The sequence below is a fragment of the Nocardia sp. CDC159 genome, assembly GCF_023740735.1.
GTDB classification, from domain to species: Bacteria; Actinomycetota; Actinomycetes; order Mycobacteriales; family Mycobacteriaceae; genus Nocardia; species Nocardia pulmonis.
Window position 1 is genome coordinate 239,135 of the sequence record NZ_JAMRXH010000001.1, and the last position, 21,494, is coordinate 260,628.

Here is a 21,494-nt window from a genome sequence, read left to right on the forward strand (position 1 = left end):
CGTCAGGACGGCTATATGTAACGCGTGATAACAGACCTGGGAGCGACAACGGGCAGTCAACCAGGGGTCTCGGGTATCTATATGAGGGAATGTGCATGCTAACGTTCAGCAAACGAACGAATTCCCCAGACCCCAAGCGTCACCTGTGGGTTTTGGGGCTCATCGCGCCGGCCAGCGCCTTGCTGCCGTCGCAGCTGGTTTTACGCACCGGGTTGCCGGTGTTCTGGTGGATCGGTCCGATCATCATCTTCATCGTGATCCCGGTCCTGGACTGGGTGGTGGGCGAGGACGGCAACAACCCTCGCGACGAGGACTACGAAGCGCTGTCCAATGACAAGTACTACCGGTGGTGCACCTTCCTGTTCCTGCCGGTTCAGCTGATCGGCCTGCTCATCGCCTGTGCCATGTGGGCGGGCGATGAGCTGAGCCTGGTGGACAAGCTCGGACTGGCGGCCACGCTCGGCTTCGTCAGCGGCATCGGGATCAATGCGGCCCACGAACTGGGTCACCGGGTGGAGCGGGCCGAGCAGTGGCTGGCGAAAATCGCACTGGCGCAATCGGGTTACGGGCACTTCTTCGTCGAGCACAACAAGGGTCACCACGCGCGCGTCGCCACCCCCGACGATCCGGCGAGCGGGCGTTTCGGTGAATCGCTGTACGAGTTCCTGCCGCGCAGCGTGTTCGGCGGGCTGCGCTCGGCGATCGAATTGGAACGGAATCGGTTGCGCCGCAAGGGCCTCGGCTGGTGGACCATCCAGAACCATATCCTGCAGGCGTGGTCGATGACGCTGGTGCTGTTCGGTTCGGTGATCGCGGTGTGGGGCTGGCGCATCCTGCCGTATCTGCTGCTGCAGGCGGTGCTGGGCGCGGCGCTGCTGGAGACGGTCAACTACATCGAGCACTACGGCCTGCTGCGGGCCAAGCGGCCCAACGGCCGGTGGGCGCGCTGCTCGCCGCGCGACAGCTGGAACAGCGACCGGCTGGTGACCAATATCTTCCTGTTCCATCTGCAGCGACACAGCGACCACCACGCCAATCCGGGCCGTCGGTATCAAACGCTGCGTAGCAGCGAGGAATCGCCGCAATTGCCGGCGGGTTACGCGACGATGATCCTGTTCGCGGTCATCCCCCCGCTGTGGCGGCGGATTATGGACGAACGGCTGCTCGAGCACCTCGACGGCGACATCAGTCGTGCCAATATCGCTCCGCGCAAGCGCGCCAAGATCCTGGCCGCCTACGGGCGGCCCGATGAAGAGATCCAGGCCGCGGCGTGAGGTCGACCCCATTGTTCCACGGCAAATGCAAGAAAGTTTCACGAGTTATCGCGGGGCGACGCGAAAAGCGCGCCGCTTCCCTTTTCCCCAGTTTGCGACACGGCAAGAAGTGGCAGGTATGACGATGACCGGAATTCGCGCGGGACGACGCTGGCGAGCGACTGTGCGGCGCATGGCAGCACGGCTCGCGGTGGCGACGGTGGCCCTCACGGCGGGGCTGGCGACGGCCACCCCCGCCCAGGCGGCGATCTACCCGACCGCCGACCCGGATCCCTTCTACGCGGCGCCCGGCGACATCGGGAACTACAAGCCCGGAGATGTCGTGCGCAGCCGACAGCTTCCGCAGGGCCTGTTCCCGGGTTCGACCGCCTGGCAGCTGGTGTATCGGTCGACCAACTCCGCGGGCGATCCGATCGCGGCGGTGACCACCGTGCTGGTGCCGCCGGGCGGCGGCCACAATCAGCCGCTGGTGTCGTATCAGCCGTTCATCAACGCGCTCGGATTGCAGTGTGCACCTTCGCATGGGCTGTTCACCGGTGAGGTGAAGGAGTCGGTGGCGCTGAACCTGCTGCTGGCCCGGGGCTGGGCGGTGACCGTGCCGGATTACCTCGGGCCCACCAGCGCCTACGGTGCGGCCCGGATGGGCGGGCGGCTCGTGCTCGACAGCGCGCGGGCGATCAAGCGGTTCAAGCAGATCGGCCTGACCGACAGCCCGATCGGGCTGGCGGGCTATTCCGGCGGCGGCATGGTGACCGGTTTCGCGGCCGCGCTCGCTCCCGAGTACGCGCCCGAACTGCGGATCGTGGGCACGGCGCTCGGCGGTGTGCCGGAGAACATCGGCAAGCTGGCGCTCGACGTGTCCGGCGCCCCGAATCCGCTGTTCGGACTGGGCTTCGCGGGTGCGATCGGACTCGAGCGGGAGTATCCGAAGGATATGTCGCTGGACAAGTGGCTGAATCCGGCCGGACTCGCGCTGCGCAACCGGATGGCCAACGCGTGCACCGAGCAGATCATCGCCGACGCGGCCAACAAGAAGTTCACCGACTACTTCAACGGCACCCCCGACGATGTCAACGCCACCCAGATCCACATCCTGCACGCGAACAGCCTGGAGACCTTCGACGGCGTCCCCAAGTCGCCGATCTACCAGTGGCACGGCGACGCCGACGTGGTGAACCCGCAGCTGGTCCGCGAGGTCGTCGCCCGGTACTGCCACGCGGGCACCCCGGTGCAGTTCGAGATGTTGCACGGCGCGGACCACGGCACGGGCATGCTCAACGCCCCACGCGCGATCGACTACCTCGCGGATCGCTTCGCGGGTAAGCCCGCGCCGAACAACTGCTGAAAATCGGCCCAGGGGAAGGGCTTCCGTCCCGGTCCAGGCGAAAGGAGGCCGGGACGGAAGGATGAATCGCGCGCGTCGCCGAGGTTGTCGGCGCGCGCGATTCGCGTTTCGCCGAGCCCATCTTTACCTCTCGCTAGGCATCTCGTCCTCGCTCGCACTGGACAAGACCGGCTAGTCTCGAATCCGATTGGCACGCAGGAGGAGTTGACGGTGGGATCGTTGTTCGCGGTGTTTTTGCCGCTGGCGCTGGCGCTGGTCATGTTCGGTCTGGGCCTGACGCTGACGGTGGCCGACTTCGCGCGGGTGCTGCGCTATCCGAAGGCGGCCGCGGTGGCGCTGGTATGCCAGATGGTGCTGCTGCCGGTGGTGTGCCTGGGGCTGATCTATCTGTTCCGGCTCGAGGGTGCGGTCGCGGCGGGGATGGTGCTGCTCGCCGCGACGCCGGGCGGGCCCTCGGCGAATCTGTTCAGTCACGTGGCCGGTGGCAATGTCGCCCTCAATATCACTCTGACCGCGGTCAATTCGGTGCTGACGGTGTTCACGCTGCCGCTGTGGGTGGGGCTGGCGTACACGCTGTTCCTCGACGGGGACGCCGGAATCGGCCTGCGGCCGGACAAGTTCGCCCAGGTGTTCGCGATCATGCTGGTCCCGGTGGCGCTGGGCATGTGGGTGCGCCACCGCTTCCCGGGCTGGGCCGAGCGCGCCCGCGGCACCGTCAAGGTGGCCTCGATCGTGGTGCTCGCCCTGGTGGTGCTCGCGGCCGTGGCCCGCGACTTCCGCACGCTCACCACGAATATCGGCGCGCTGTCGGCGGTCTGCCTGCTGCTGGCCACGATCGGACTGGCCGTCGGCTACGCGGTCCCGCGCCTGCTGCGCATCGAGGCCGATCAGGCGATCGCCGCCGCCATGGAGATCGGCATCCACAACGGCGCGCTGGCCATCGCGGTGGCGACCTCGGTTCTGCACGACAAGGCCATGGCCGTGCCGCCCGCGGTGTACGGGGTGCTCATGAACATCCCGGCCGCGATCGCGGCCTACGGCTTCGCCCGGCGAGCACGAGCCCGGCGGGCGAAGACGGCGGCCGCCTAGGCCGGGAGACGCCGGTGGCCGGCACCGAGCAGACCCTTCGCGAAATCCTGCGTCCGGTACCACGATCCGTTGCCGGCCAGGATCCATTCGATCCGATCGATGCCGTGCGCGGCGAAGTAGGATCGCGCTCGGACGACGAACCCGATTGCGGTGGCGGCCTGTTCGTCGGGCAACACTTCGACGTAGGCCAGTCGCGCGTAGTCGTCGACCGCGGTGTACCGGAACGCGAATTCGGCACGGCTGCCGTGGGTTCCGGGTCGAACGACGGCCTCGGCGTGGCCGAGATCTCTGTCCCGGGTTCGCCAGCCGCCGGGGACGCGCCCCACCTTCTCGACGCGCACGTGGACCAGCTGTCCCGGTCGGCGGGCGATGACGCGGCGCGAAGCCGGTTCGGCGCCCGCGCCGGGCTCGCGGTGCCGGTTCAGCCCGAGCCGGGCCAGATGCCGACCGACCGTGCGCGCCGACACCGCAACGCCTCCGGCGGACAGTTCGGCGGCGATGCGCCGCGCCGACCAACCGTGTTCGCGCCGTAGCCGCTCGATCCGCCCGAGCACGTCCGCGGCGGTCGCGGTGGGCTGATGCCGCGGCACCGAGGACCGATCGAGTAGACCGAGCTCCCCATATCGGCGAAACCGATTGACCCACTTGCTCGCACACTGGCGAGAGATGCCCAGCTCGGCGGCGACCCGCGCGATCGGGCGGTCCCGGCACCGCTCGACCAGCCGCCGCCGATCTCGCACCGACAGTGCGGCGTTAGCGCGCATCGGCGCGCACCGGTTCGACCGCGTCCGCGATCGGCCGACCTCGGCTCACGAGGACGACACCCACCGCGGCCGCGGTGAAGGCCGCGCCGCACCACAGCGCCGTCACCGGATGCCCGGTGTGGTCGACGACCAGACCGGCGGTGGCGGGACCGAGAACGGCCCCGATATTGAAGGCGGTGGTCGCCACCGCGCCCGCGAGCCGCGGGGCGGCCGGTGTGGCGGTCCGCACGATCGCGCCGATCAGCGTCGAACCGACGCCGAACGCGACCGCACCGGCCACCGTCGACATCACCATCACCCCGATCAGCGTGTGCGCGGTGAGGGCGGCCACCAGCCAGCTTCCGGTCAGGACAACCGTTCCGGCGGTCACGATGCGGCGCTGGTGACGGTCGCTGTAGCGACCGGTGACCGTCACCCCCAGAAACGATCCGACACCGAACAGGGCGAGCACGGCCGGAACCCACCGGCCGCCGCCGGCGATGCCGGTCGTGATGGTGCCGAGATAGGTGAACCCGGCAAAGGTCGCCGCGTTGACCAGAACTCCGGCGACAACGGCGATCCGGGTCGGCCGCTGCCGCAGCACCGACCATTCGCCGCGCATCGACCGCGCCGCCCCGGCCAGCTCATCGCCCGCGCGCGCCGCACCGCCGAGCATCGCCCACACCGGCACGAGCACCACCGCACCGACGACGGCCACCGCCCAGAACGCCGAACGCCAACCCCAGACCTGCCCCAGCAGCGTGCCCGCGGGTACGCCGGCGATACAGGCCACCGTCACCCCCGACACCACCACCGAAGTCGCGCGCCCGACCATCGTCGCGCCCACCAGCCGCGGCAGCGCCGCCAGCGCGATCGCGAGGAAACCGGCATTGGCGACCGCCGCGACCACCCGGGTGACCAGCAGTACCGCGAACCCGGTTGTCACCGCCCCGATGACATGCGCGATACAGAAGACCCCCAGGAACACGGTGACCGAGTACCGGACCGGCAACCGGCCCGCCACAACCGCCATCATCGGTGCCCCGACCACCATCCCGGCCGCGAACAGCGAGGTCAGCAATCCGGCCGCACCGAGCGACACCCCGACATCGGCCGCGATCCGCTGCAGCAGCCCCGACACCATGAACTCGGATGTGCCCTGCGCGAAAACGGCGACAGCCAGCACGAATACCACAATGGGCATGGATAGAACTCCCCGGATACATCAGGCGCCATCCCGCGGCGCCCGAGACGAGTTGCGGTGGCGGGCGAGCCATCACCGGCCACCAGGAAACTGGCAGCATCCGGCGTTGCGAGATCCCGAACCACGCCGGTCGTTCGACGACGGGCGGGTGCCACGCTCACAACGCCGCCCGGCACACGGGCCGGGCGGCTAGCTTCTGGACGCCTCCGGGGAATTCACCCCATCACCCTAACAATCCGGCCGCCTCGAACCGAAGCGGTGACCACAACGTCCTGACCCACCCGACACGCCGGGTCGCGACACGGTTTTGGGCTATTTCGTAGCTACTGTTGCGGAATGCGACAGTCTACGCATCGACGGCTGGTGGCCACGGCGGCCGCGCTGGCCTGCGTGCTGGCGGGCGGTCCGGTCGCGGCCACCGCGCCCGCCCAGGCCGCGCCGGAGCTGCCCGCGCTGGGCCAGGACTTCCTGTGGGGCGTTGCCGCCTCCGGCTTCCAGTCCGAAGGCCGTGCGCCGGACAGCAATTGGACTCGGTTCATCGCCGAGGGCACGGTCGATCCGTATCGCGATTCGGTGCGCTTCCTGGACCGCTACGCCGCCGACATCGACCGTGCGGCCCGCCTGGGCGCGAAGGTGTTCCGGATCAGCCTCGAATGGGCCCGGGTGCAGCCGGCACCGGATCGCTGGGACGATGCCGAGCTGTCCATCTACGACGCGATCGTCAATGCCATCCTCGCCGCGGGCATGACGCCCATGCTCACCCTCGACCACTGGGTCTATCCCGGCTGGGCCGCCGAGCGCGGCGGCTGGCGCCACCAGGGCATGGTCGAGGACTGGCTGGTCAATGCCCGGAAGATGGTGGAGCACTTCGCCTCCCGCGATCCGATCTGGGTGACCATCAACGAGCCCGGCGCGTATCTGGGCACCGAGCGGCGGATCGGCGCGCTCACCGACGAGCAGTGGCCCGAGGCGATGGACCGGCTCGCCCAGGCGCACAACGCCATCTACGACCACATCCACGAGGTGCAGCCGAAGGCCTGGGTCACCAGCAATATCGGCTTCGTGCCCGGAATCGAGACCGAGGTGAACCAACCCTTCGTCGACAAGGTCCGCGACCGGCTCGACTTCATCGGCGTGGACTACTATTTCGGCCCCGACCCGGGACCCCAGCAGGGCGCCACCGCCGCCGGTGCGGCGGGCATGTGGCACCTGCCCCTGCAAACCGAGGGCATCTATTACGCACTGCGCCACTACGCCCGGCAGTTTCCCGGCAAACCGCTCTACGTCGTCGAGAACGGTATGCCCACGGAGAACAACAATCCCCGCCCCGACGGCTACACCCGCGCCGACCACCTGCGCGACACCATCTACTGGCTGCAGCGCGCCAAGGCCGACGGCATGAACGTCATCGGCTACAACTACTGGAGCATTACCGACAACTACGAATGGGGTTCCTACACACCGCGTTTCGGCCTCTACACGGTCAATGTGGTGGACGATCCGGAACTGGTCCGCCACCCCACCGACGCGGTGGAGGCCTTCGCCACCCTCGCCCGCACCGGCGGCGTCCCGGCGACCTACCACCCCACCCGCCCGCCGGTCCCCTGCTCACAGGTGGATCCACCGTCGAGCTGCGATGAACCGGTGGAACCCATCGAACGCTGAGTGACCCGTCTTACTTTGACCAGTCAAGGTAAGACTCGCTACCTTGAAGTATCGAGGTAGCGAGGTGGAGTATGGACGGATCGTTCGGCATTCCGGCGATGACCGAGTTGGCGACGGCATTGGGCGTGCGGATCCACGACCCGACGCCGCCGCGTGCGTTCCACTTCTTCCACGCGGGCTGCCGCTTGCACGGATTCGACTGGGGCGGAACCGGATCGCCGATCCTGCTGTTGCACGGCGGCAGGCTGACCGCGCACACCTGGGATTTCGTCTGCCTGGGTCTGCGCGACACGGCCCGGCTCGTCACGCTGGATCTGCGCGGCCACGGCGACAGCGACTGGACGCAGAGCTACCGCATCGACACCATGGCCGCCGATGTCGTCGCCGCGGCCGATCACCTGGGCCTGCAGCGATTCGGGTTGGTCGGCATGTCGCTCGGCGGGGTAGTCGCGGCGCAGGTGGCCCGGGCGTGGCGCGATCGGGTCCCATGGCTGGCGCTGATCGATGTCGCGCCCGGGGTGGACTTCGAAAGTACCTGGCTGATGCGGACATTCATATCCGGACTCGGCCCGGTGCGCGATCTGCGGACGGTGATCGGGGCGGCGCTGCGGATCAGTCCGCGAGCCGACCATGCCACCGTCGCCTACCGGATGAGCACGCTGTTCCGCCGGACGCCCGCGGGCGAGTGGGTGCCGAAGGGCGATCTGCGCCCACCCGACTTCGACGCCATTCTCGCCGCCACCGACCGGATTCCGGCGCGGCTGAGCGGACTGCCGGTGCTACTGGTCCGCGGCGCCCGCAGCCGGGTACTCGCCCAGGGCACGGCGGAACGGCTGGTCGCGCGCCTACCCGGGTGGGAGCTGGCGGTCGTGCCGGACGCGGGACACAATGTGCAGGAAGACAATCCGGCCGCGCTGATCACCGTACTGCGCACCTTCCTGACTCGCTTCGTCTAGCGGCGCGCCGTGACGAGCCAGGCGCGCGAGTCGAACCAGACGCCGTCGGCGCGGCAGTGCGCGGCCATGGTCGCGCGCAGCCGGACGAGCGCGTCGGCGGCGTCGGCGGCGGCCAGCGGCGCGAGCAGGTCGGCGACCATGCGCAGGGCGCGCACGGCGGCGACGGCGGCGTCGGGATCGGTGCCGTACCACAGGGATTCACGCACCTCGGTACGGCGGATGTCGCGGAATCCGGCGGTGGTGAGAATGTCGTCCATCGCGTCCGGGTCGGCCAGCGAGAACGCTCCGCCGGCGAGGTCGGCGGGCGCGGGATCGGTGCCGGTCAGTGCCCGGTGCATCGCGACGACCCACTCCTGCCGGTCCCCACGCTGCCACACCAGTTGCACCAGCCGCGCATCCGGGCGCAACGCGCGCGCGATATTGCCGAAGGCGGCAAGCGGATCGGCGAAGAACATGGTGCCGAATCGGCTGATGCCCAGGGTGAAATGCGCGGACGGGAACGAATGGTCCTGGGCGTCGGCGTGTTCGAAACCGATATTGCCGATGCCCTCGGCCGCGGCGAGTTCGCGGGCGCGCGCCACCATCGGCGCGGAGATATCGACGCCGAAGGCGGTGCCCCGCACCGCGAGCCGCGCCGCCGTGCGGGTGGTTTGTCCGGTGCCGCAACCGATATCGAGCACGATGTCGCGCGGGCCCACCTCGAGGGCCGCCGTCAGCCGCGACTGGTGACGGCGCAGTTCGGCGTCGTAGTCGAACACTACGGCTGGCGCTCGTTCAGCCGCGCGTGCAGGCGTTCGCGGACCTGGTCCGGGGTGTAGGCGCGACGCTTGCGTTGGTCGCGCACGATGACCACCCCGGTCGCCGCGACACCGGCCATCCCTGCCAGACCCAATATCTTCCACCAGCGCATGCGCCTAGGCTAGTCGCCGTGTCACGCGAATCGCCCTCGAGCATCGGTCTCGACGCCGCCGTGGAGCTCACCCGCACCGGGGATCTGTGGCTGTTCCGCGGTCATTCCGGCGCCGACCGCACGATCCGGAGCCTGACCAACAGCCCGGTCAACCATGTCGGCATGGCCGTCGTCATCGATGACCTGCCGCCGCTGATGTGGCATGCCGAACTCGGCCGCGCCCTGCCGGACCTGTGGTCGGGCAACCACCATCGCGGCGCACAACTGCACGATCTGCGGGCCGCGGTCCTGCGCTGGGCCCACGAATACGGGCAGCAGGCGTGGCTGCGCCAATTGGACCGCCCGGTGACCCGCGACATGGAGGACGCGGCGCTGCGCACGGTCGCGCGGCTGGACGGCATGCCCTTCCCGTCCACCGGAGCCCTGGCGAGCCGCTGGTTCGCGGGCCGGGTGCCGCTGCCGCGGCGGAAGAAGCGCGACACCGGTCTCGAGAACGCCTACTGCGCGGAGATCGTCGCCCTGACCTATCAGGCCATGGGTCTGCTGCCGGAGAAGCGGCCCAATTGGTATGACCCGGGCCGCTTCTGGAGCGGCGACCACCTGCGGCTGAGCGGGGACTACCACCTCGGCGGGGAGATCACGGTGATCGTTCCGGAGCAGCCCTAGGCCACTGACGGTATTCCGAGTTCGGCCAGCAGACCACGGACTCGGCGTTCGATCTCGTCGCGGATCGGGCGCACCGCGTCGATGCCCTGACCGGCCGGGTCGTCGAGCTTCCAATCCAGATAGCGTTTTCCGGGGAACAACGGGCAGGCATCGCCGCAGCCCATGGTGATCACGACGTCCGACGCCTCGACCGCGGCGCCGGTGAGCACGGTGGGCACCTCGGCGGACATATCGATGCCGATCTCGCGCATCGCCGCCACCGCGATGGGATTGACGCGCTCGGCGGGATCCGATCCGGCCGAGCGGACCTCGACGCGGGGTCCGGCCAGGTGGGTGAGGAAGGCGGCGGCCATCTGGGAGCGCCCGGCGTTGTGGACGCAAACGAACAGGACGCTGGGGATGGGAGTAGTCGCGTCGCCGGTCATGACAGTGCTCCGGTTGGATGCTCGATGGGATTGCGCGGGAAACGGTTTCGTAGCGCCAGGCAGACGTACACCAGACCGACGAGGACGGGGACCTCGATGAGCGGGCCGACCACCCCCGCGAGTGCCTGGCCGGAGCTCGCGCCGTAGGTGGCGATCGCGACGGCGATGGCGAGTTCGAAGTTGTTGCCCGCGGCGGTGAACGCCAGGGTGGTGGTGCGTTCATAGCCCAGGCCCAGCAGTGCGCCGAGCAGGTAGCCCCCGCCCCACATGAGCGCGAAATACGCCAGCAGCGGTATCGCGATGCGCGCGACATCGAGGGGGTGGGCGGTGATTCGGTCGCCCTGCAGCGCGAACAGGATGACGATCGTGAACAGCAGTCCGTACAACGCCCACGGGCCCAGCCGGGGCAGCACGGTGTTCTCGTACCGGTCTCGGCCTCCTGCCCTTTCACCGAAGTGACGAGTCAGGAAACCGGCCAGCAGCGGGATACCCAGAAAAATGAGCACGGATTTCGCGATCTGCCACGGCGAGACATGGATCTCGCTCCGCGCCAGGCCCAGCCAACCGGGCAGCACCGCCAGGTAGAACCAGCCGAGCACGGCGAACATCAGCACCTGGAAGATCGAATTCAACGCCACCAGCACCGCGGCGGCCTCGCGGTCGCCACCGGCCAGATCGTTCCAGATGATCACCATCGCGATGCACCGGGCCAGGCCGACGATGATCAACCCGGTCCGGAAGTCGGGCAGATCCGCCAGCAGCGCCCAGGCCAGGGCGAACATCAGCGCGGGACCGATGGCCCAGTTCAGGATGAGCGAGCCGAACAGCAGGCGGCGGTCGCCGGTGACGGAGCCGAGCCGGTCGTAGCGGACCTTCGCCAGCACCGGATACATCATCACCAGCAAGCCGATCGCGATCGGCAGCGAGACACCGTCCACCTGGACCGTCGCCAGCGTCTGCCCGAGACCCGGAACCGCGCGGCCCAGCAGCAGTCCCGCGGCCATGGCCGCGCCGATCCATACCGGCAGGAACCGGTCCAGAGTGGAGAGGGTGATCACGCGGTCACCGTCGATCCGGCCTCGGCTGCCAGCAGGTCCGAAAGCCGTTGCAGCGCTTCGGGAACCACCCGGTAGTACACCCAGGACGCTCGGCGCTCGCTGGTCAGCAACCCGGCCTGCCGCAGTACCTTCAGGTGATGGGACACGGTGGGCTGGCCGACGTCGAGACCGTCGGACACCTCGCATACGCACGCCTCCTGTCCCGCCCGCGATGCGATCGCCGACAGCAGCCGCAGCCGCACCGGGTCCGACAGCGCCTTGAACATCACGGCCAGCTCGGTCGCGGTCTCGGCGTCCAAGGGCGAGCGGGTGCGGGGTGTGGCCGCACAGACCGATGCGGCCACACCTATCGGCACTGGATTCGACATGCATCGATATTGACGGTCATCTATATCGTGGGCAAGCGAACGGCCGATGAACTCCACCGCGCACCGGAGGGTCAGGAGCGGCGGCTCGACCCGGACGCCACCGCCTTTTCCTCCGCGGCGCTGCCGCAGCACCCACCCTCGGCGGCGGCCTCCGCGGCGGGGCCGCAGCACATCCGCACCGCCTCGGCATCGTCGAGTTCCGGTGCGGTACCGAAGGATTCACTATCGGCCAGGACGGTGTAGACCTCCCACCGCTCCCGGTCCGGGGCGGTGACCCACACCTTGTCCTGGGTGGCGAAACAACAGGTGGTCGCGATCTGCTCCTCGGTGAACAACCCCGCCTGCGACAGCCGCGCGATCTCCCCGTGCACCTGTTCGGAGGATTCGACCTCGATGCCGAGATGGTTGATGCCGCCGCCGCGGCCGGGGTTTTCGATGAGCACCAGCTTCAGCGGGGGCTCGGCGATGGCGAAATTGGCGTAGCCGGGCTTGCGCTTGGCCGGTTCGGCGTTGAACAGCGTCGAGTAGAACCGGATCGCCTGGTCGAGATCGTCGACATCAAGGGCGAGCTGGATGCGGGACATGACTTCGAACCTCCACTTGTGAGACATATATCGAAGAACTGACGACCCGAGTCTGCCCCACCTCTTCGACATATGTCAATAAAGTCGCTAGAGTCGATCTCATGCCCAAGGCGCTGCCCGTCATCGATATGTCCGCACCCGTCTGCTGCCCACCCGTGGCGGCGGGGCCGGTCGACGACGCCGCCGCCCTCGAAGTGGCGTTGCGGCTCAAGGCGATTGCCGATCCGGTGCGGGTGAAGCTGATGTCGCTGCTGCTGACCAGCGCGGGCGGTGCGGAGAACAGCGGCGATCTCGCCGCGGCGGTCGGGCTGTCGGAATCGACGGTGAGCCATCATCTCGGCCAGCTTCGCAACGCCGGACTCATCGAATCCGAGCGCCGCGGCATGAACACCTTCCACCGCGCCCGCCGCGACGCCCTCACCGCCCTGTGCGTGGTCCTCGATCCGAACTGCTGCCGCTGACCACCAGCGGACTCACCCCGCCAGCTCCACTCGATTAGTTCGACCGGTCGGTATCATCCGATCGATTGTCGAGCACCGTTCGAGCTCCCGGAGGACCGGCGATGACGACGAGGCGGGTGTGACACGGCTGCCGTACTACGCGGCGATGCTGGCGACGGCGGGCGCCCTGCCGGCGGACGGGGCGCGCTGGAACTACGAGGTGAAATTCGACGGCATCCGGGCCATCGGATACGTCGGCGACACCCTGCGCCTGATGTCGCGCAACGACAAGGACATCACCGCCGCCTGGCCCGAATTCGCCGATCTCGCCCCCGCGGACCCACCCATCGTCGTCGACGGCGAGATCGTCACCTTCACCGCCGACGGCCGGACCTCCTTCGAGGCTCTGCAACCGCGCATGCATCAGCGCAACCCCGCGATGATCAGTGCGCTGACCCGCTCGGTGCCCGCCACCTACCTGATCTTCGATCTGCTGCACATCGGTGACCGCGCCCTGATCGACCTCCCCTACGACCAGCGCCGCCGACTCCTCGAACAGCTCGACCCGCGCGGCCCCCGCTGGCAGGTCCCGCCGCGCCTGTCCGGCAGCGGCCCGGAGGTCCTCGCCGAAGCCGAACGCCTCGGCCTGGAAGGCATCGTCTGCAAACGCCTCGACAGCCCCTACCTACCCGGCCGCCGCACCCCACTGTGGATCAAGGTCAAGAACACCCGCGACCAGGAGGTCGTCATCGTCGGCTGGCGCCCCGGCACCGGCAGACGCGCGGGCGGCATCGGCTCGCTGCTCATGGCCGTCCACGACGACACCGGCGCGCTGCGCTACATCGGCAACGTCGGCACCGGCTTCACCCAGGCCACCCTCACCGACCTCGAGACCCGACTGCGCCCCCTACGCCGCCCAACCCCCACGGTCTCCGCCGACGTCAAGGACGCCATCTGGGTCGATCCGCAACTCGTCGGCGAGGTCACCTTCACCGAATGGACCGGCGACGGCCGCCTACGCCATCCGTCTTGGCGCGGGCTGCGCCCCGACAAGTCGCCGCGCGAGGTCGCCATGCCCGATTTCGGACGGCAGGCATAGGCCGCATCGCCCCATCCGGAAGCAAACTGGGCAACTCGGATATGACGTGACACGATCTCGTAGGTGACCAGCAAACCCGCCGGTGATCAGTATCTGCGCGATCTCGCGCGGCTGCGTCGCGTCCGCGACCGGATCGACCGGGACTACGCCCAGCCGCTGGACGTGGAGGCGCTCGCGCGCGACGCGCACATGTCGGCGGGACACCTCAGCCGCCAGTTCCGGGCCGCCTACGGCGAATCGCCCTACTCCTATCTGATGACCCGGCGCATCGAGCGCGCGATGTCGCTGCTGCGGCGCGGTGATCTCAGTGTCACCGAGGTGTGTTTCGCGGTCGGCTGTTCGTCGCTGGGCACCTTCAGCACCCGCTTCACCGAACTGGTGGGCATGTCGCCCAGCGTCTATCGGCGCGAGGCGGCGCAGGCGACCGAGGGGATACCGTCGTGCGTCGCCAAACAGGTCACCAGACCGATCAGGAATCGAGAAGCACCGCCCGCGGGGTCGCAATTAGCGTGAGCGACATGGACACCACCATTCACGCAAGCTTCCTTCCGCACAACGATCCGGAGGCCGCCAAGGCCTTCTACGGCACCACCCTGGGCTGGGAGATTCGCAAGGATGTCGGCTACGGCGGCATGCACTGGATCACCGTCGGCCCCGCGGGGCAGCCCGAGATCAATGTCGTGTTGTATCCGCCGCAGGCCACGCCGGGCCTGACCGACGAGGAGCGCCGGGTCGTCACCGAGATGATGGCCAAGGGCACCTTCGCCACCCTGGTGCTGGCCGCCGAGGATGTCGATGCCACCTTCGAGAAGTTGCAGGCGACCGACGCCGAGGTCGTCCAGGAACCAACCGACCAGCCCTACGGCGTCCGCGACTGCGCGTTCCGCGACCCGGCGGGCAACATGATTCGAATCCAGCAAGTCGGCTGAACTCCACCCCGCCGCGGCCGCCGTCGAGCACGCCGACGGCGGCCCGGCCGAGAGAGGAAGACACCATGGCCAAGGCCACCACGAAGGCCGCCCGCTCGACCGCCCCGTCCGGTGCGGACAGCCACGAGCTGATTCGCGTGACCGGGGCGCGCCAGAACAATCTGAAGGACATCAGCGTCGAGATCCCCAAGCGCCGCCTGACGGTGTTCACCGGCGTCTCCGGTTCGGGTAAGAGCTCGCTGGTGTTCGACGCCATCGCCGCGGAATCGCAGCGGCTGATCAACGAGACCTACAGCGCCTTCGTGCAGGGCTTCATGCCCACCCTGGCCCGACCCGATGTCGACGTGCTCGAGAATCTGACCACCGCGATCATCGTCGACCAGCAGCGGATGGGCGCCGATCCGCGCTCCACGGTCGGCACCGCCACCGACGCCAACGCCATGCTGCGCATCCTCTACAGTCGCCTCGGCACGCCGCATATCGGCTCGCCCCAGGCGTATTCGTTCAATGTCGCCTCGATCAGCGGGGCGGGCGCGGTCACCGTGGAACGTGGCGGGACGATGACGAAGGAGCGCCGCAGCTTCAGCATCACCGGCGGCATGTGCCCGCGCTGCGAGGGGCGCGGCTCGGTCAACGATATCGACCTGACCCAGCTCTACGACGACGGCAAATCGCTCAACGAGGGCGCGCTCACCATTCCGGGCTACAGCATGGACGGCTGGTTCGGCCGGATCTTCACCGGCTGCGGCTTCTTCGATCCGGACAAGCCGATCCGCAAGTACACCAAGCGTGAACTCGACGACCTGCTCTACAAGGAGCCCACCAAGATCAAGGTCGACGGCGTCAACCTGACCTACGAGGGCCTGATCCCCCGCATCCGCAAGTCGATGCTGTCCAAGGACGTCGACGCGCTGCAACCGCACATCCGCGCGTTCGTGGAGCGGGCGGTCACCTTCCAGACCTGCCCCGACTGCGACGGCACCCGCCTCAACGAGGGCGCCCGATCGTCGAAGATCAAGGGCAGGAGCATCGCCGACGCCTGTGCCATGCAGATCAGCGATCTGGCCGAATGGGTTGCGGGACTGAAAGAGCCGTCGGTCGCGCCGCTGCTCGCCTCGCTGCGCCACACCCTGGACTCGTTCGTGGAGATCGGGCTGGGCTATCTCTCGCTGGATCGACCGGCGGGCACCCTGTCGGGCGGAGAGGCGCAGCGAGTCAAGATGATTCGACATCTCGGCTCCGCGCTCACCGATGTCACCTATGTCTTCGACGAGCCCACCGCGGGCCTGCACCCGCACGACATCCAGCGGATGAACGAGCTGCTGCTGCGGCTGCGCGACAAGGGCAACACGGTGCTGGTGGTGGAGCACAAGCCGGAAACCATCGCGATCGCCGACCACATCGTCGACCTCGGTCCCGGCGCGGGGGCGGCGGGCGGCACGGTCTGCTTCGAGGGCACCGTGGACAAGCTTCGCACCAGCGGCACCGTCACCGGCCGCCACTTCGACGATCGGGCCGCGCTGCGGGAGACGCTGCGAAAGCCCACCGGTGCCTTGAAGATTCGCGGTGCGAAGGCCAACAATTTGCGCGATGTCGATGTCGACATTCCGCTCGGCGTGCTCGTGGCCGTCACCGGGGTCGCCGGTTCCGGCAAGAGCTCGCTCATCCACGGCTCCATTCCGGCCAGCGAGGGTGTGGTGTCGGTCGACCAGACGCCCATCCGCGGCTCCCGGCGCAGCAATCCCGCGACCTACACCGGCCTGCTCGATCCGATCCGCAAGGCGTTCGCCAAGGCCAACGGCGTCAAACCCGCCCTGTTCAGCGCCAATTCCGAGGGCGCCTGCCCAACCTGCAACGGCGCGGGCGTGGTGTACACCGATCTGGCGATGATGGCCGGGGTGGCGAGCACCTGCGAGGAGTGCCAGGGCAAGCGATTCCAGGCGTCGGTGCTCGAGTACAAGCTCGGCGGGCACGATATCAGCAAGGTGCTGGCCATGCCGGTCACCGAGGCCGAGGCGTTCTTCGGCTCCGGCGAGGCCAAAAACCCTGCCGCGCATGCCATTCTGCAGCGCCTCGCCGACGTCGGCCTGGGCTATCTGACCATCGGCCAGCCACTGACCACCCTGTCCGGCGGCGAGCGCCAGCGCCTCAAACTCGCCACCCACATGGCCGACCGGGGCGGCATCTACGTGCTCGACGAGCCGACCACCGGCCTGCACCTCGCCGATGTCGAACAACTGCTCGGGCTGCTGGACCGCCTCGTCGACGCCGGTAAGTCGGTCATCGTCATCGAACACCACCAGGCGGTGATGGCCCACGCGGACTGGATCATCGACCTGGGCCCCGGCGCGGGCCACGACGGCGGCACGATCGTCTTCGAGGGCACACCAGCCGAACTGGTCGCCGCGCGCTCCACCCTCACCGGCGAGCATCTGGCCGCCTACGTGGGCGCCTGAGCCGGAACCGATGATCACCGCTCAGGCCGATCGCCCCGCTCCGCGACCGCCGCGGCCAGATCCGCCTCGGAGATCAGGCGCTCGTCCGGATCGGGGGCCGATCGCGGTTCGAAGCGCAGACCCTCCATATAGGGCGTGGGCTTGCCGCGGCGGTGATCCAGGAATTCCTTGGTGTAGTAGTCGCGCGCCTGCTCCGGCGAACGCGCACCGCTGACGATGTCGTGCATGAGATTCAGCGCCAGCAGGTTGGACCGCTCGTCGTGGCACAGCGACGACACCTCGCCGGTGGTGCGATCGACGGTCAGGCCGCCGTCGAATCGCGCCAGCGTCGAATACATCGCCACCGGCACCGGATACTCCACGACACCCGACACCGAATCGGTGTGCGGCGCGGGAAAGTTGTGCTCCCAGTAACTGCGCGAGGCCACCAGCCGCCGCCACGGTCCGACCCCGTGCCAGATCAGGGCGCTGTCGGTGGCCTCGTGCGGTTCACCGTAGGCGTCGAGCACCGCCAGCGCGGCGGCGCGGGACGGCTGCGGCCAGCCCGCCACGATATCCGCGGCCCGGTTCGTCACTGCTCCGCTCATGACCACGGTCGTACCCGGCGCGATTCCGGCCAAACCGGACGGGGCGTCACACCCGCCGCAGCACCGACACCACCTTGCCCAGCACCACGGCCCGATCGCCATCGATGACGTCGTAGGCCGGATTGCGGGGTTCGAGATAGACGTGCCCGCCGCGGCGGCGGTACACCTTCACCGTCGCCTCCTCGTCGATCATGGCGGCCACGATGTCACCGGAGTTCGCCTCGTGCTGCTGGCGCACCACCACGATGTCGCCATCGCAGATGGCCGCATCGATCATCGAATCGCCCCGCACCCGCAGCCCGAAAACCGTTCCGCGGCCGACCATCTGGCGTGACATGGTGAGTATGTCGTCGGTGTGCTCCTCGGCCAGGATCGGCGTGCCCGCAGCGATGTCGCCGACCACCGGGACCGGCACCGAATCCTCGTCCCGTTCGCGGGGTGCGGCCGCGCGCAGGAACAGCCGCACATCGATGGGCCGCGTCACGGTCTCACCGCGGCGCAGAAAACCCTTGTCCTCCAGCGCCTTCAGATGTTTGGACACCGACGAGGTCGATCGCAGTCCCACCGCCTCGCCCAACTCCCGCGTGCCGGGCGGATATCCGTGCCGGACCACCCACTCCTGGATGGTGGCGAGGATGCGCTGCTGGCGCGGCGGCAGGGCCGAGGTGTCGAGATGGTCGAACGCGTCGTCGTATCCGGTCACCGGGGCATCCTAAGCGGTGCCGCCGAGCGGCCCGCGCACCCACGCGGATTCAGTTCACGCAGGGAATGTCCGAGCCGATGCTGGTGGTAACCGGCTTGCCGGAATCCGGTGCGCCGTCGGCGGGCGTCGCCGAGGCCGAGGCGCCGCTGCCGGTCGGGGTCGAGGTCGAGGTGCTCGTGCCGGAGGGATCGGCGGTCGAGGTGGTCGACGCCGATCCGGTCGCGGAGGCACTGTCGGGCATGGTGAAATCGCTGCCGATGACCACGCGCACGCGGCCCGGCTCGACATTCTTCGACGGTGCGGTCGGCAGCCCGCCCAGCATGTCGGCGACCTGGGTGGCGTCGGCGTCGGTACTGGTCGCCGGATAGTAGACCACCGAGCTGGACCCGTCGCCGTACTGCGCGTTGGCGGCGTCGCCCTGGTGGAAACCCTTGTCCGCCAGGAAGTTCGACACCTTGGCCGCCATTCCGGCGGCCGCGCCCGCATTGCGGACGTCGACCGTGCTCAGCGGCGCGGACTTGGGCGTGGTCGGCTGCGGGGTCTGCACGCCGAATGCCGCGCGCACGGTCTTCTTGATCAGCGCCGGATCGATGATGTTGACGTCCTGGCCGTCGATATTGTCGTAGGCCTTCACCGGCAGGGTGTGGAATTCGATCGGGATCGAGCCCGCCTTGCCCATGGTCTGGGCGAAGTCGAGCAGATTCCAGCCCTGCGAGAGCACGATGTCGTTCTGCGCGGCGGTGATCAGCGCCTGCAGCTTGCCGACATTGGTCAGCGTGCCGGAGTCCTTGAGCTGCTTGGCGACCGAGGTGAGGAATGCCTGCTGGCGGTGGGTGCGGTCGAGGTCACCGTTGTCCAGGCCGTGGCGTTGGCGCACGAAGGCCAGCGCGTTGGCCGCGTCCAGGTGCTGGCGTCCGGCCGGGAACACCGCGCCGGAGTAGTACTCGTCGTTGACGGCGTGGTTCAGGCAGACGTCGACGCCGCCGAGAATATTGGCCAGATCGTAGAAGCCGACCAGGGAGACCTCGGCGAAGCGGTTGATCGGCACGCCGGTGAGTTGTTTGACGGTCTGGACGATGGATTCGCGCCCGGCCTCGCGGCCCTGGCGTTCCAGCTCGATCTTGTCCTTGACGCCCTGATTCTGCAGCTTCTGCTCGACCTGGGCCTTCTTCAGGCCGTAGGCCTCCTTGATCTTGACGTGGTCGTAGCCGGGGATGCCGGTGACCGCGACGTAGTCGTCGCGCGGGATGGAGAAGGCGGTGATCTTCTTCAGATCCTTCGGAATGTGCACCAGGATCAGCGAATTGGCGTTGTAGCCGCCCTCGCTGCCGTCGCCCGCGTGCAGCTGATCGAGGATGTCCTTGGGAAGGTCGTTGCCGTTCTGATCCTTTCGGGTGTCCAGGCCGATGAGCAGGATGTTCATATCGCCGTCGAGGGCGGCCGCATCGGCCTCGCTGATCACGTTGGACCGGGTGAAGCCCTCGTTCACGGCCTTCTCGGTGTAGTAGGCGAATCCCGTGCCCGACACCACGACCACCGCGGTCGCCGCCGCGGCGAGCCTGCCCACGATCCGCACCGCCCGGCCCCGTCGGCTCGTCCGCTTGGCGACGGCCCGGCGGGTGCCCCGATTCGGCTTGGCCGGGACGTACCGGTCGGTCGGCGCGTCGGCGAGATCGGCGGCCGTGGCGCCCTTGCCGCGAGGGCGGCGGGTCTCGGCGTCGGATTCGGCTGCGGCCGCGCGGGATCGGCGCGCGGGCCGCTCCGCCCGGTGGGCGGTTTCCTCGACCTGGTTGCCCCGACGAGCCCGGGCGGCGGGGCGTGCCGCACCACGCTCGGCGCGACGCGCGGAAGGCTCGTCGGCGTCGCCGCGGCGTGCCGCTGGGCGATCGGCGCTGCCAGCCGCGGCCTCGGCCCGGCGACTCCGGCGAGGCGCGACCTCGGGCGACGGCTCGCCCGGGTCCAGGCGAGGGGTGTGTTCGGCCGGGGTGGGCGCGGCACCGGACCGATCGGCGGCCTGATCGTCGGCTCGCGCGTGCCGGGCGTGGCGACCACGGGGGCGGGGGTCCGGGACGACCGGGATCGGTTCGGTTTGATCGTTCATCTCGCCGTTCAGTCTCACATCACCGTGCTGAGGGGAAGCTGAGAGTGCCTTTCATCAGGTTGTGACATCCTGCACGATGTCTGCGACAAATGCACATCCGCGGCGGCGGGCGCACTAGGGCGTGGACGCCGCCGGTAATCCCAGTATGCCGCCCAAATTGTCCAGATGCCGCTCGAACAGGTCCGCGCGGTCGGCGAAGGTGTCGGCCCCGTACATATCGAACACGTCGAAGCTCACCGCGCCGAACAGGCCGGTCCACACCGAGATCCCCCGCGCCAGGAGCCAATCGGGCACCTGGAGCCCGAATTCGACTCGGATGCGCGCGAAGTCGCCCGACAGCGGCCGTTCGATCATCGGCAGCGGAGCGGGTTCGGCGAGAATCCCTGCGGCGTACGCTCTTTCGATCACCCGCAGCAGCGCGGCGATGACCCGCACGCCCGGCGCGACGGTCTGCTCGGCGGGGGCCTGGTACCCCGGCACCGGGGTGCCGAACAGCAGCCCGTAGCGCGCCGGTTCGGCCAGCGCCCATTCGCGCACGGCCCGCCCCAGCACCCGCAGCCCCTGCGCCGGATCGTCGGGCGCGGCGGCCAGTGCGGCGTCGACCGCGTCGGCCAGTTCGTTGTAGCCGTCGACCACCAGCAGGGTGAGCAATTCGTCACGGCTGCGGACGTATCGGTAGACCGCCGAGGACACCACGCCCAGATCCCGCGCCACCGCCCGCAGCGAGAGCGCCGCCGCCCCGTGCACGGCCAGATGTTCGCGGCCGATGCGGACGATGTCGGCCATGGTTCGGGCGCGCGCCCGCGCCCGCGGTGTGGTCCCCGTCATGACGCACAGGGTGCCATAGGGAGAGCAGTGCAAACAAAGGTGATCCCCGATCCCAATGGGATGT

Annotated in this window: 22 protein-coding genes and 1 pseudogene; 11 read left to right on the forward strand and 12 right to left on the reverse strand. The window is 68.8% G+C overall.

Features of this window, described 5'->3' with window-relative positions; genetic code table 11:
• Positions 1-254: 254 nt before the first annotated feature.
• The 3 genes from NDR87_RS01115 (at position 255) to NDR87_RS01125 (ending at position 3,708) form a co-directional block, all read left to right on the forward strand.
• On the forward strand, positions 255-1,274 hold the full coding sequence (locus tag NDR87_RS01115; RefSeq protein ID WP_251941052.1) for an alkane 1-monooxygenase: 1,020 nt from the start codon (positions 255-257) through the stop codon (positions 1,272-1,274).
• Positions 1,275-1,446: 172 nt separating this feature from the next.
• On the forward strand, positions 1,447-2,619 hold the full coding sequence (locus tag NDR87_RS01120) for a lipase family protein (RefSeq protein ID WP_251909247.1): 1,173 nt from the start codon (positions 1,447-1,449) through the stop codon (positions 2,617-2,619).
• Positions 2,620-2,829: 210 nt separating this feature from the next.
• Complete coding sequence (locus NDR87_RS01125) at positions 2,830-3,708, forward strand: bile acid:sodium symporter family protein (protein WP_251909246.1); 879 nt, start codon at positions 2,830-2,832, stop codon at positions 3,706-3,708.
• A 5-nt stretch (positions 3,709-3,713) separates the two neighbouring features.
• Here NDR87_RS01125 and NDR87_RS01130 read toward each other — a convergent pair.
• Together NDR87_RS01130 and NDR87_RS01135 are read right to left on the reverse strand one after the other, a co-directional pair.
• A pseudogene (locus NDR87_RS01130) lies at positions 3,714-4,472 on the reverse strand (helix-turn-helix domain-containing protein); the annotation flags it as partial.
• On the reverse strand, positions 4,462-5,655 hold the full coding sequence (locus tag NDR87_RS01135) for a Cmx/CmrA family chloramphenicol efflux MFS transporter (protein WP_251909245.1): 1,194 nt from the start codon (positions 5,653-5,655) through the stop codon (positions 4,462-4,464). The pseudogene NDR87_RS01130 and the gene NDR87_RS01135, both read right to left, overlap by 11 nt.
• 336 nt (positions 5,656-5,991) lie before the next feature.
• On the opposite strand from NDR87_RS01135, the gene NDR87_RS01140 reads away from it, so the two are divergent.
• A complete protein-coding gene (locus NDR87_RS01140; RefSeq protein ID WP_251909244.1) occupies positions 5,992-7,320 on the forward strand; it encodes a family 1 glycosylhydrolase in 1,329 nt (442 codons plus the stop codon).
• 71 nt (positions 7,321-7,391) lie between these two features.
• The gene (locus tag NDR87_RS01145) at positions 7,392-8,276 is read left to right on the forward strand and encodes an alpha/beta fold hydrolase (RefSeq protein ID WP_251909243.1); all 885 of its coding nucleotides are present in this window, start codon (positions 7,392-7,394) and stop codon (positions 8,274-8,276) included.
• Here the strand turns inward: NDR87_RS01145 and NDR87_RS01150 are convergent.
• Positions 8,273-9,034: a class I SAM-dependent methyltransferase gene (locus NDR87_RS01150; protein WP_251909242.1), complete on the reverse strand. Its 762-nt coding sequence runs from the start codon at positions 9,032-9,034 to the stop codon at positions 8,273-8,275. The two genes, NDR87_RS01145 and NDR87_RS01150, sit on opposite strands and share 4 nt — an antisense overlap.
• Positions 9,034-9,186, reverse strand: coding sequence for a hypothetical protein (locus NDR87_RS01155; RefSeq protein ID WP_251909241.1), 153 nt, complete (start codon positions 9,184-9,186; stop codon positions 9,034-9,036). The genes NDR87_RS01150 and NDR87_RS01155 overlap by 1 nt, the downstream gene beginning before the upstream one ends.
• Before the next feature lie 18 nt (positions 9,187-9,204).
• Between NDR87_RS01155 and NDR87_RS01160 the strand changes: the two genes are divergently transcribed.
• Positions 9,205-9,852 carry a hypothetical protein gene (locus NDR87_RS01160; protein ID WP_251909240.1) on the forward strand — a complete coding sequence of 216 codons (648 nt, stop codon included), beginning with the start codon at positions 9,205-9,207 and terminating at the stop codon, positions 9,850-9,852.
• Here the strand turns inward: NDR87_RS01160 and NDR87_RS01165 are convergent.
• From NDR87_RS01165 to NDR87_RS01180, 4 genes are all read right to left on the reverse strand, one after another.
• Positions 9,849-10,277 carry an arsenate reductase ArsC gene (locus tag NDR87_RS01165; protein WP_251909239.1) on the reverse strand — a complete coding sequence of 143 codons (429 nt, stop codon included), beginning with the start codon at positions 10,275-10,277 and terminating at the stop codon, positions 9,849-9,851. The genes NDR87_RS01160 and NDR87_RS01165 overlap by 4 nt on opposite strands.
• Positions 10,274-11,335, reverse strand: coding sequence for an ACR3 family arsenite efflux transporter (gene arsB / locus NDR87_RS01170; protein ID WP_251909238.1), 1,062 nt, complete (start codon positions 11,333-11,335; stop codon positions 10,274-10,276). Before arsB ends, NDR87_RS01165 begins: the two co-directional genes overlap by 4 nt.
• Positions 11,332-11,703, reverse strand: coding sequence for a helix-turn-helix transcriptional regulator (locus tag NDR87_RS01175; protein WP_251909237.1), 372 nt, complete (start codon positions 11,701-11,703; stop codon positions 11,332-11,334). The genes arsB and NDR87_RS01175 overlap by 4 nt, the downstream gene beginning before the upstream one ends.
• 71 nt (positions 11,704-11,774) lie before the next feature.
• Complete coding sequence (locus NDR87_RS01180) at positions 11,775-12,287, reverse strand: ArsI/CadI family heavy metal resistance metalloenzyme (protein ID WP_251909236.1); 513 nt, start codon at positions 12,285-12,287, stop codon at positions 11,775-11,777.
• 101 nt (positions 12,288-12,388) lie between these two features.
• On the opposite strand from NDR87_RS01180, the gene NDR87_RS01185 reads away from it, so the two are divergent.
• From NDR87_RS01185 to NDR87_RS01205, 5 genes are all read left to right on the forward strand, one after another.
• The gene (locus NDR87_RS01185; protein WP_251909235.1) at positions 12,389-12,748 is read left to right on the forward strand and encodes an Rv2640c family ArsR-like transcriptional regulator; all 360 of its coding nucleotides are present in this window, start codon (positions 12,389-12,391) and stop codon (positions 12,746-12,748) included.
• Between the two features lie 118 nt (positions 12,749-12,866).
• On the forward strand, positions 12,867-13,826 hold the full coding sequence (gene ligD, locus NDR87_RS01190) for a non-homologous end-joining DNA ligase (RefSeq protein ID WP_251909234.1): 960 nt from the start codon (positions 12,867-12,869) through the stop codon (positions 13,824-13,826).
• Between the two features lie 63 nt (positions 13,827-13,889).
• Positions 13,890-14,339: a helix-turn-helix transcriptional regulator gene (locus tag NDR87_RS01195; RefSeq protein ID WP_251909233.1), complete on the forward strand. Its 450-nt coding sequence runs from the start codon at positions 13,890-13,892 to the stop codon at positions 14,337-14,339.
• 5 nt (positions 14,340-14,344) lie between these two features.
• On the forward strand, positions 14,345-14,755 hold the full coding sequence (locus NDR87_RS01200) for a VOC family protein (protein ID WP_251909232.1): 411 nt from the start codon (positions 14,345-14,347) through the stop codon (positions 14,753-14,755).
• 65 nt (positions 14,756-14,820) lie between these two features.
• Positions 14,821-17,211 carry an excinuclease ABC subunit UvrA gene (locus NDR87_RS01205; RefSeq protein ID WP_251909231.1) on the forward strand — a complete coding sequence of 797 codons (2,391 nt, stop codon included), beginning with the start codon at positions 14,821-14,823 and terminating at the stop codon, positions 17,209-17,211.
• Positions 17,212-17,225: 14 nt separating this feature from the next.
• On the opposite strand, the gene NDR87_RS01210 is transcribed toward NDR87_RS01205, so the two are convergent.
• The 4 genes from NDR87_RS01210 to NDR87_RS01225 form a co-directional block, all read right to left on the reverse strand.
• Entirely contained in the window at positions 17,226-17,798 is a 573-nt protein-coding gene (locus tag NDR87_RS01210) for a hypothetical protein (RefSeq protein WP_251909230.1), read from the reverse strand.
• A 46-nt stretch (positions 17,799-17,844) separates the two neighbouring features.
• Positions 17,845-18,501: a transcriptional repressor LexA gene (gene lexA, locus NDR87_RS01215; protein WP_251909229.1), complete on the reverse strand. Its 657-nt coding sequence runs from the start codon at positions 18,499-18,501 to the stop codon at positions 17,845-17,847.
• Positions 18,502-18,550: 49 nt separating this feature from the next.
• Positions 18,551-20,077, reverse strand: a complete 1,527-nt coding sequence (locus NDR87_RS01220; RefSeq protein ID WP_372494072.1) for an LCP family protein — start codon at positions 20,075-20,077, stop codon at positions 18,551-18,553.
• Between the two features lie 639 nt (positions 20,078-20,716).
• Positions 20,717-21,430 carry a TetR/AcrR family transcriptional regulator gene (locus tag NDR87_RS01225; protein ID WP_251909227.1) on the reverse strand — a complete coding sequence of 238 codons (714 nt, stop codon included), beginning with the start codon at positions 21,428-21,430 and terminating at the stop codon, positions 20,717-20,719.
• Positions 21,431-21,494 lie beyond the last annotated feature (64 nt).